The sequence below is a fragment of the Streptomyces sp. NPDC001407 genome (assembly GCF_042895325.1).
Taxonomy (GTDB): Bacteria; Actinomycetota; Actinomycetes; order Streptomycetales; family Streptomycetaceae; genus Streptomyces.
Map to the genome: position 1 here is coordinate 1 of NZ_JBIAWF010000056.1, position 9416 is coordinate 9416.

The window sequence follows — 9416 nt, forward strand, 5'->3', positions numbered from 1 at the left end:
CAACGTTCTGTGGGCGATGATCCGAGACGGAGAGTGCTTTCACTCTTCACCCCCCGTCACGGGAGCAGCTTGACAACACGATTGGGAAGTTCCTTTCTGGTCGGGGTGCCAGTGTCGCGTTTGTGGCGGAGCAGTGATGTTCAGGGGGACTGCTCTGAGCGGTGTCCGTCTTTGACGCTTGTCGGAGTAAGTAACTCCGCTAGGTGGTACAGCCACACCGCCACGCGCTGTTCACGCCGCCCGGGAGACGAAGCGGGACAGACCCGCTGGCGCCGACTGGGCCGGTGGCGCGAGGCCGGCGTCTTCGACAGCCTCCATCGCGTCCTGTTCGCAGAACTGAAAGCCGCCGCCAGCCGGGGCCGCAACCTGGCATCAAGTGTCCGTCCCGGAAGGCGCTTTTCGCGCCGCGTAATCCTCACAGGTACACGAGGTGGCTCTGCGACGACCGTCGGTCCCCCCGGAACCCTCACTTCACCTTGAACTCGCACATCTTGTCGGACTTGCCGTCCTGGTTGTCCGCGACCTTCTTGCCGTCGACGGTGATGACGCAGGGCGCGGCGTGCAGCATGCCGTCGGGGCCGGTGACGGAGCCGGGGACGACGGAGACCCCGTGGCCGACATTCTTCTCGGCGTCTGTCGTCAAGGTGATGGTCGAGGTCTTCTTCCAGGGCAGCTGGACCTGCTCCATCTTGTTGGTGTCGAGGTTGTAGTAGACCGACGTGGTACCGGTGCCGAGGACCTCGAGGGTGACTTCGTGCTTGACCTCGCCGCTGCCACCGTCCGGCTTCGCCTTCGGCTGCGTGGACGCGGCAGCGGCCTTATCGGATTTTGCCGGGCTGTCGTCGCTGCCGCATCCCGTCAGCAGAGCCGTGGTCAGGAGCAGAGCCGAGCCCATGATGATCTTGCGCATGAGTTTCCCCCTTGGTGGACAAGTGAACGATCCTAAGGGTGATCGCGGGGTCGTCGTGCCGCCGGGGCGAGGCGGGCGTCAGCCCGCCCCCTTCGCACGTACCGCGTGATGCCGTCGTAGTGCGACGGCCAGCGTCCGCCACGGCCCTGCGGAACGCCGGCTCAGCCTGAGTAGCCTCCCTCACCTCATACCCATCCGCGACAGCGAGCGGCCGGCCGGCGCCACACTCGTGATCGCCACTCCCAGAGGGCGGACGGCTTTCCTCGCCGCTCTCCGGACCGGGCCGCTGTCACCCTGGCCTAGCCGGGCGGCGCACCGGCTTTCCGGCGGTGACGTCGCTTCAGTGTGCGGTCCTCGGCCAGCCCGGCGAGAACGGCCGCGCCGCGTTCCTGGTCGACCCTGGCGAGGACCGTCGCCGCGATGAGCCGCAGGCGGCTCCCGTGGGCGGGGTCGTGCGCGAAGGCGTCGAGCAGGGCGGCGCCGCGGTCGTCGCCGATGCAGGCCAGCATCTGGGCCGACCAGTTGCGGAGGGAGGGTGTCGCGTCGGGGTCGCGGGCGAAGTCGTGGAGGACGTCCGCGCTGCGTTCGTGCCCGAGGAGGGCAAGGGCCTTGAGGGCGTCGGCACGTTCGTGTGGCAGGAAGCCGCGGGTGTCGCGGGCGTAGCCGTCGAGCTGGTGCACGCCGCGCTCGTCGCCGAAGTGCACCAGCGCCTCTGCGGCTTCGATGCGTGTCTTGTTGAGGTTCCAGCCGTCGGCGGCAAGGCCGTGGAGCAGCTGTACGCCGCGGTCGTCGTCCAGCTCGCAGAGGACGGCGGCCGCGTAGGCGCGCCACAGGCTGCTGGTCAGATAGGGGGTTTCGGCGATTTCGGCCAGGATGTCCGCCGCCTCGCCGTCGCCGAGCCAGTGCAGGGCCTCGGCGGCGTTCACGCGGGCGTCCCGCTGGGCCGTGGCAAGATGCAACTCGCCCAGGGTCGGGTCGAGTCCGGGCGGGCACACTATCTCCCCGGGATTGGCGCGGAGGTACGCCTTCCGCCGGTCTCCGTCTGTGATCCGGGCGATGTTGCGCAGGGACGCCGTGACCTCTTGGACGACACCGTCCGGCAGGGCCGTACCCAAGCGCTTCTGTCCGGCCAGGAAGCAGCAGCCGGCCAGGGTTCGCCGCCTGGTGAGCCTGTGCATCTCCTTGCTCACTTCCTCGGCCGCCGGGTTGATCCGCTCGTTCAGCAACCGGTCGAGGATGAAGCCGGCGTACGACATCCGGTTCTCGGCCGGTGGCTCCCAGCGGCGGCGGCCCCACCAGTGGGGGTGTGCCTGTCGCGCCGGCCGCTGCCGGATCCAGCCCTTGCGGAACAGCTGCTGCACCTGCTTCGCGCACTCGTCCGGGGCCTTGGTCTCGTACCGGGCCGCGCAGTATTCGAGGAACGTCTGCTGGAGGAAGCCGAGTTCGCCCGCACGGTCGGTGAGCAGTCCACTGCGCAGCACGGTCTCCCTCAGGGTCATACCGCGCGGCGGTTGGCCGGGCCACGACTCCAGCAGTGTGTCCAGTGACTGGTCGTACTCTTCCGGCTCGTCATTCCTCGCCAGCCGCTCGGAGGCGATGTACCCCGCGAGGTCCAGCGCCGCCTCCCAGACATTGGCCGCCGCGTCGTCCGCCGCCTGATGCTGACGCAGCTGCTCGACGAACTCGTCGTATATCTCACCACGCCCAGCCGGCAGCGGGCCCGTGGGGTTCCTGGCGTAGAGCTGGCAGAGCAGGCCGGCCATCAGCGGCGTGCGGGCGAGCTCGGGCAGTGGGTCCCGGGCCTGGATCTCCGCGATGAAGCGCGCGGCGCTACCACGCGGGTCCGCCACACCGAGGGCGGTGAACCAGTCGTACGCCACCTCCGGCAGCTCCTCGCGGCCGAATGGCAGCAGGTCGAAGCGCGGTATGTGCGTGCCGAGCCGGTCGAGCTCTCCATCGGGCAGAGGGCGGGTGGCCACGACGAAGCGATACGGCACTGCGCCGTTCCGCCCTGCCAGCAGGGTGAGGTGGCGCAGCAGTTGGATGCGTGTCCTGGCCGAGAGGATCTCGTCCAGTCCATCGACCAGGACGAGCCAGACGCCGCCGCCCGGCGGAGGTCCGGCGAACAACCGGCCGAGCTCCAGCCAGACTTCACCGCCCACCGCATGCGCGAGGGCGGCCGGGAAGGTCCCACCCGCCAGCTTTCCGTCGCCACCGATCAGTGCCCTCGCCGGCACCAGCACTGGCACGGGCACCGGATCGGTACCGTCTCCCGCCGTACGGCGCGCGGCGGCCTCGGTCAGCCAGGTGCGCAGCAGGCTGGACTTGCCGCCGCCCGGCCCGGCCAGCACCACGCAGGCCGGGCCTGCGGTGAGAACGTCGTCCGCGGGCAGCAGCAGCGAGGAGGACACCAGCGGCGGCCGCTTGCCGCTGTGCCCTTCCGCGCCTTTCTCATCGTCTTTGAGGCAGCGGACCTGCTGGCGTAGATGGACCTCGTGCAGCCGTGGCCTCCTGCCGCCGATGACACCGGCGTACGGCTGGTCGTCGGCCTCCTTGACGGCGGCCTCCAGATAGAGTTCCAGCAGCTCGTGCGAGATGCGCGGCACCACGTCATGGGCGTGGAGCACGTCCCGGAAGCCGGGCAGCCGCAGCATGGTCCGGACCGAAACGGCTCTCAGCATGGTGCTGTTGAGCGCGATATTGCGGTCCTCGACCAGGGTTCCCAACAGCAGCCCGTCGTCACCGAACAGCGGCCCGCCGGACATTCCGCCCCAGCGCCTCTCCCCGCGCAGCTGGAGACCGGCGTAAAAGGTCAGCATCCCGAACCGGCTTCCCTGTGCGGGCTCCACGTGTCCCGGCAGTCGCATGACGTCCCGGTCCCCGTCCGGCCGCCGCTCGGCGTCGGGGAACCCGAGGGCGTGACAGGGCGCGCGGTCTCCGCCCGTGACCTCCCCGAAGCGTGCGGCTCCGCCGGGCAGCGGGTGCGTCGGCCACGGTGCTCCTGCGGGCTCGTCGAGCAGCAGCAGAGCCACGTCCTGCTCCGGGTGGGCGTGGTCGTCCACGGGCTCGGCCGGCCAGAGCCGCGAGGCTGTGAGCGGCGGGCAGGACAGGGCGTCCACGGGTCGTACGCGGACCGTCCCGTCGGGCGCGATCACGTGGTACGCGGTCAGGATGAGCCGGTCCGTCAGCAGATATCCGCTGCCGACGCGCTTGTCGGCGACCCGCAGCTCGACGACGCGCGCCAGGTGTGGGTGGTGCACGGCCGGGTCACAACGAGCCGTGGATCTTCGCGTCCACGTCGTTTTCGTCCACCGGCTGGAGCGTCATCTTCAGCCGGTGCACCGTCCCGGCCATGAGCGCCCCGCGCGTCTCCGCCGAGCCCGGCAGGAAGGGCAGGACCAAGATCTTCGCTTTGGCGTCGCCCTCCTTGCGGACCTCGACGGAGAACTCCAACTCCACCGGCCCTGTTCGGAACATGAGCCCATCCGGCCCGTCGTCCGCGGCCTCGTCCCTCGCTTGCTGCAATTGCGTGCGGATGGCGCTGATGGTCTCGCCCAGCTCGGCCCATGATGGTGTGCCGGACATGTGCTTCCCCCCCCCGTCTTGCGGTGTGTGACGCCCATCACGATAGAGCCACGCGGTCCTTCGCATACCAGGAATCCCAGGACTGCGGGGGCCGCTAAGGGCGCGGGGCTGTGCGAGTGCGCCCCGTGAGGGGCGTCTGGGAATTGCGTGAGCAACCGGTCACCGGGCCGCGGGTGGCTGACCTGCGTAAAGGCAGTTCTCGAAGTCCTCGAGCAGAACCACGGTGCCTCCGGTGGCCGGCACGTGGTCGGCGATCAGCCCGGCGGCGTGCGCGAGGGTGGTTGCCACCAACTGACGGGGCTGGTCGACCTCTTCCTCACTGGACTTGGGGCGCATCCTGCCGACTCTCCCGAAGCTGGTGCAGATGCCCTTGGAATGGCCGGTGGTTCCGCCGGTGTGGCGGATGGAGCAGATGCCCTCGGGGTGGGCCAGTCCCGATAGCCGCTCGGCGGACTCTGCGGCGGGCGGCTCCAGCAGGTCGGTGCCCAGCGTACTGACGCCGAGGGTCAGGATGTGCAGGACCGGGGCCTGGGCGGTGAGTTCGGCGGCCCGCGTGGCGTAGGTCGGGTCCACGATCAGCGCCTGGGTCTCCACATCGCGCACGATGGCGGCCTGGGTGTCGGCAGAGGGCTTGTTGTAGAGGTGACTGACCTGACAGTCGAGCAGGTTGGCCGCATAGCGGGCGGCCAGGGCCTCGGAGAGATTGCCGCTGAGCAGTGTGACGGTCTGCCCGCGCTCCAGGCCCTGGGCGCGCAGCGCGTGCGCCAGCCGGTGGACCAGGTCATGGAAATGACCGGCAGTGATCCGCCGCCCCGAGCCCGACCAGACGCACGCCGTGAGTCTCCACGGATGGCGAACGTTCCTGATCGACTCCGGCGGCATTCGTGCAGTCGACGACTCCCAACCCGGTCCGGCCTTCATCCGCCTGGCCTCTGGAGAGTCCGCCTACGCCGGAATCAAGAAGTTCTCCGGATACGACGACGTTGCCGACCACAAGGGCCGCATAGCGAAGACCATCCGGGTCGGCTACAGCACCGTCAGTGGCAATCGGGGCGGGACCACGTCCATCCCGGAGGTATCAGGCGCCTACGTCGACGACACCGCCGCCGTCACCCATTGGCAGGACAACCCTGCCGACACCCTCTTCTGGTAATCCGACGCCAATGGGGCGAGGACGGTGGCGGCCGGGCTCGGACCGGTGGTGTCGGCAATCGTCTGGGCCAGGCTTCGGGCGTGAATGCGCAGGGTCCGCCGGGCGTGATCGGCACGGATCATCCATGCGTACGCCGTCGCGTGCTTGGGCCAAGGGCAGGCTTGAATGAGCATGTGCAGGTAGGAGGGGAGCACGCCCGCCTCGGGCGCAGTGATCCGGATCGATGCCGGAACCGACGCGGCCTCGTCATCCTGGCAAGGCGTCGGTTCTGCGACCCCAGACGCACTCGTTCGCGCGATGCCCGAAGGACAACGTCCCGGCCGGCTCGTACGCACTCCGCGCCGTGGCGTCCGCCTGGTTGTTGCTGCGCAGCGACCACGACCAGCAGGGGGTCTCGGCGGACGGCGGGTCCGACGCGTCGGTTCAGCGGCCGGCGCGGCCAGAGCCGGGTTGGTGAGGAACTCGCAGGCGGTGCGCGCAGTGTTGGCCGTGCCCTGGAACTGTGGAGCGGTGGCGGCAGCGTTGATGGCGCGGCGGGGCGCCGGGCCGGAGACGCCGATGCCGTCGCCAAGGTCGCCCCGAAGCCACTGTCGGATGAAAAAGCGCAAGAAACTCCTCAAATATCTTGGGAAAGGCCGATCCTGGTGGCCACAGTCCTACTTGAAGATGGTGAGGCGCCTTATGACCGTCCTCAGGAACGCAGGCAGACTCGCTCTGGCTGCCTGCGCCGCCCTCGCACTGGCGACCGGGGTCTCCACCGAGGCCCACGCCGCCACCGGTAACTTCACCTACACCGATATCGACGGAGTCGACCACACCTTGGCTGACCCGCCGAGCGGCGAGTGCATCAGCTTCGGCCTTCCCGCGACCGGTGCGGACAACGAGACGGACTCCACGGCGACCGTCTACGAGAACACCGACTGCAGCGGCACCGCCCTGGACCGGCTTCCGCCCAAGACGGGAATGTCCTGGGGTTCTGTCCGCCCCAACGCCGTCCGGTTCAACTTCCTCTAGAAGCTGCACCGCTGGGCAGACCGGACCCGCCGGCCGGCTTCACACGAGTGGTAGCGGCGGCTCACTGCAATGAGTGATCAAACACGATCTTGTGAGGCGGCGGTCCGGTTCTCATCGGGTGGTCGGCGGCGAGTGCCGCCGACCACCCGCGGTTCATGCGGCGAAGCCACCGTCCACGGCGATGGTGGCGCCAGTGATGTACCGGCCGGCGTCACCCGCGAGGTGGGCCACGGTCGCGGCGACGTCCGACGGCTGCCCGTAGCGGCCGAGTGCCGTGAGGCCCTTCTGCATGTCGGCGCTCGGGCCGTCGGAGGGGTTCATATCGGTCTCGGTCGGGCCAGGGTGGACCAAATTGGCGGTGATGCCCCTGGGGCCCAGCTCACGGGCCAGTGACTTGGTGAGGCCGGTCAGCGCGGTCTTGCTCGTCGAGTACAGGGAACCACCGGGGAACGCGGCCCGCTCGGCCATGCAACTGCCGATACTGATAATTCGCCCGCCCTCGGCCATGTGCCGGACCGCAGCCTGGGACGTGATGAACGGTGCCCGCACATTGATGTTCAGCACCCGGTCAATGTCCTCCAGCGACAAGTCTTCGACGGGACCGAGCACGCCGATCCCCGCGTTGTTGACGACGATGTCGAGCCGCCCGAACTCCGCCGCGGCCTGATCCACGGCGTCACGGACCGCTGCCGGGTCCGCGCTGTCCGCCCGGACAGCCCAGGCCCGGCGGCCGAGCGATGTGATCCGATCGACCACATCAGCCGCGCGCCCGTCGCTGTCCCGATAGGTCAGTGCGACATCGGCTCCGTCCTCGGCCAGCCTGAGCGCCACAGCCTCACCGATGCCCCGGCTGCCGCCCGTCACGAATGCCACCTTGCCGTCAAGCATCGCAGGCATGCTCGCTCATCTCTTTGTCAGGTTCGCGGACATGTCGATGCTCCTGCACCCACCAGCGAGGAGTCTGGCGACATTCGGACGTCGCGTTGGGGCTGTGAACGGACGGGCACCTCGGCAAGGAGAAGGCCAAGCCGGGCAGACCGGAACGTATCCGGCCTGACGGCTTCATTTCGCACCGTACGGCAGTGCTGGTCAGCGGGTTGGCCTTCTGCCGCAGTTGGCCTGGGTGGCCGGTGTGCGGCCTGGGCGGTCAGCGTGAGCCGGTGAGTATCCGACTGGACCAGATGTCGATCACCACCTGGTGGTGTGGGCGCACTGCCAGTGTTCCGGCGGCGTAGTTGTTGTCGACCTGGGCCGCTTCGTTCGCGTCGGGTTTGGCGTTCGTGCAGGAGGTGCCGGGGCCGTGGCCGGACATGAGTTCCGAGCACGGTCCGCTGTAGTCGTCGGGCAGTCCGAGGATGTGCCCGGTTTCGTGCGCCGCGATCCGGGTCGCGTCGTAGCCTTCGTCCAGTGCTTGCCGGCCCAGTTGCACGTTGCCGTTGCCGCCGGGGAAGACCGGCCCGAGGGTGGACTGCGGCCAGCCACTGGTCGCCTGGTAGAGGTAGTCGGCCGAGCCGGGGGTGCTAGCCGGCTCCAAGCGCACGTTGTGCACCGCGTCGTTCCAGTTCCGCACGGCCTGCTGGATCGGGCCCGCCCACGGGCCGGCACCGCTGGCGTCGTAGGTCAGGGTGACCACGGCCTGGGCCGCGTACGGCGGCGCGTCGTGCGCCGTAGCGACGCCGGCCGTGGTGCCCAGCAGGGCCGGGATGAGTGCCGTCAGGGCGGCTATGTGCTTGATCATGAGACGGGTGCGCCTCCTTGAGTCAGCTGCTGCCCGCAGTAAACGTGCCCGTCGCGAACATGACAACCCCTTGTGCGGGTCGCGCGGCTCGCGCGACAGTGACACGCGTACGCGCAGCCACTCGCCGCCGCTTCGTCGGTCCACTGTCGCTGCCCCTTCTCCCGCCCCCTGACGGGGCCCCGCCCCCGCATCGCTGCGCACTGCCCTTTCAGGCGGGCGGGGGGAGTTGTCCGCGGCGACGAGGACGCTCAGGGAGGCCGCCGGTGCGAGGCGCCTCCGTGCTCTCACGCATCCCCTTCGCCCCACGGGCACCCTCCGCCAAGACTCGTCCGGCTCGGCGGAAGGTGTCGGCGGGGCCCGGTGTGCGGCACGCCCCGGGGAGGCGCACGCTGGGACGAGTGGGGGAAAGCGTCCCTTGCCGGAGGCCGTCATGTTGCAGACGATCACCGATGCGCTCGGAGCCGTCGGCCATGCCGTCGCCACGGTGGTATCGGCCCCGTTCCGGCTGATCGCGCGGCTCTTCGGCGGAGGCTGAGGCCCGCGCCGATCCCGCCCCGGGCCCGCCGCCGGGGCCGCCCGGGCGCGGCCGGAGGGAAGAGGCGATGCCGTGCCCGCCCGACCGCAGACGCCCTCCGTCAGCCCCGCCGGGACGCAGGATTTTACGGCCAATCACGCGGCCTTCGTTCGAAGTGGAGCATCCCGGCCAGGATTGTGGTCCACTCGCTCGCCCAGGGCACGGAGGTTGCCGCGGCGGCGACCTCCGACTCTTTGAAGCGGCCGACGGTCGTTCTGCGGGTGCCGTGGCAGCAGGCCCGGGGAGACCCGGACCAGGTCCCGGGTGAGAGCGGTCATCCGCGCCGACTGCGAGGGCGTAGTGTTCACCGTACCGGCGCGGGGTGGAGCAGCTCGGTAGCTCGCTGAGCTCATAACCCAGAGGTCTTCTCCGAACTAAGCAGCAGTGCAACGGAATCGGCGGTCCCGGGCCCCCGATGCGGCATAATGGGGCCATGCAGCCG

The 9416-nt window shown here is 69.5% G+C and carries 9 protein-coding genes and 1 pseudogene; 3 read left to right on the plus strand and 7 right to left on the minus strand.

Translation table 11 applies throughout. The features are described 5' to 3' along the window. Positions 1 to 466 precede the first annotated feature (466 nt). From ACFY1P_RS35215 to ACFY1P_RS35230, 4 genes are all read right to left on the minus strand, one after another. Positions 467 to 910 carry a hypothetical protein gene (locus ACFY1P_RS35215; protein WP_361522514.1) on the minus strand — a complete coding sequence of 148 codons (444 nt, stop codon included), beginning with the start codon at positions 908 to 910 and terminating at the stop codon, positions 467 to 469. 299 nt (positions 911 to 1209) lie between these two features. Next, complete coding sequence (locus tag ACFY1P_RS35220) at positions 1210 to 4170, minus strand: trypsin-like peptidase domain-containing protein (RefSeq protein ID WP_361522511.1); 2961 nt, start codon at positions 4168 to 4170, stop codon at positions 1210 to 1212. 7 nt (positions 4171 to 4177) lie between these two features. After that, on the minus strand, positions 4178 to 4495 hold the full coding sequence (locus tag ACFY1P_RS35225; protein ID WP_361522508.1) for a trypco2 family protein: 318 nt from the start codon (positions 4493 to 4495) through the stop codon (positions 4178 to 4180). A gap of 159 nt (positions 4496 to 4654) precedes the next feature. Beyond that, on the minus strand, positions 4655 to 5377 hold the full coding sequence (locus tag ACFY1P_RS35230) for an AMP-binding protein (protein WP_390752992.1): 723 nt from the start codon (positions 5375 to 5377) through the stop codon (positions 4655 to 4657). On the opposite strand from ACFY1P_RS35230, the gene ACFY1P_RS35235 reads away from it, so the two are divergent. Continuing rightward, positions 5331 to 5648: a hypothetical protein gene (locus tag ACFY1P_RS35235; protein WP_390752993.1), complete on the plus strand. Its 318-nt coding sequence runs from the start codon at positions 5331 to 5333 to the stop codon at positions 5646 to 5648. The genes ACFY1P_RS35230 and ACFY1P_RS35235 overlap by 47 nt on opposite strands. A gap of 179 nt (positions 5649 to 5827) precedes the next feature. Here ACFY1P_RS35235 and ACFY1P_RS35240 read toward each other — a convergent pair. Then, positions 5828 to 6065: pseudogene (locus tag ACFY1P_RS35240) on the minus strand (DNA cytosine methyltransferase); the annotation flags it as partial. A gap of 264 nt (positions 6066 to 6329) precedes the next feature. Here ACFY1P_RS35240 and ACFY1P_RS35245 point away from each other — a divergent pair. Next, positions 6330 to 6662 carry a hypothetical protein gene (locus ACFY1P_RS35245; protein ID WP_361522500.1) on the plus strand — a complete coding sequence of 111 codons (333 nt, stop codon included), beginning with the start codon at positions 6330 to 6332 and terminating at the stop codon, positions 6660 to 6662. A 153-nt stretch (positions 6663 to 6815) separates the two neighbouring features. Here ACFY1P_RS35245 and ACFY1P_RS35250 read toward each other — a convergent pair whose 3' ends face one another. Beyond that, positions 6816 to 7559: an SDR family NAD(P)-dependent oxidoreductase gene (locus ACFY1P_RS35250; RefSeq protein WP_390752994.1), complete on the minus strand. Its 744-nt coding sequence runs from the start codon at positions 7557 to 7559 to the stop codon at positions 6816 to 6818. Positions 7560 to 7809: 250 nt separating this feature from the next. Further along, the gene (locus tag ACFY1P_RS35255; protein WP_390752995.1) at positions 7810 to 8400 is read right to left on the minus strand and encodes a snapalysin family zinc-dependent metalloprotease; all 591 of its coding nucleotides are present in this window, start codon (positions 8398 to 8400) and stop codon (positions 7810 to 7812) included. A gap of 430 nt (positions 8401 to 8830) precedes the next feature. Between ACFY1P_RS35255 and ACFY1P_RS35260 the strand changes: the two genes are divergently transcribed. Further along, positions 8831 to 8935: an LPFR motif small protein gene (locus tag ACFY1P_RS35260; RefSeq protein ID WP_361522491.1), complete on the plus strand. Its 105-nt coding sequence runs from the start codon at positions 8831 to 8833 to the stop codon at positions 8933 to 8935. Positions 8936 to 9416 lie beyond the last annotated feature (481 nt).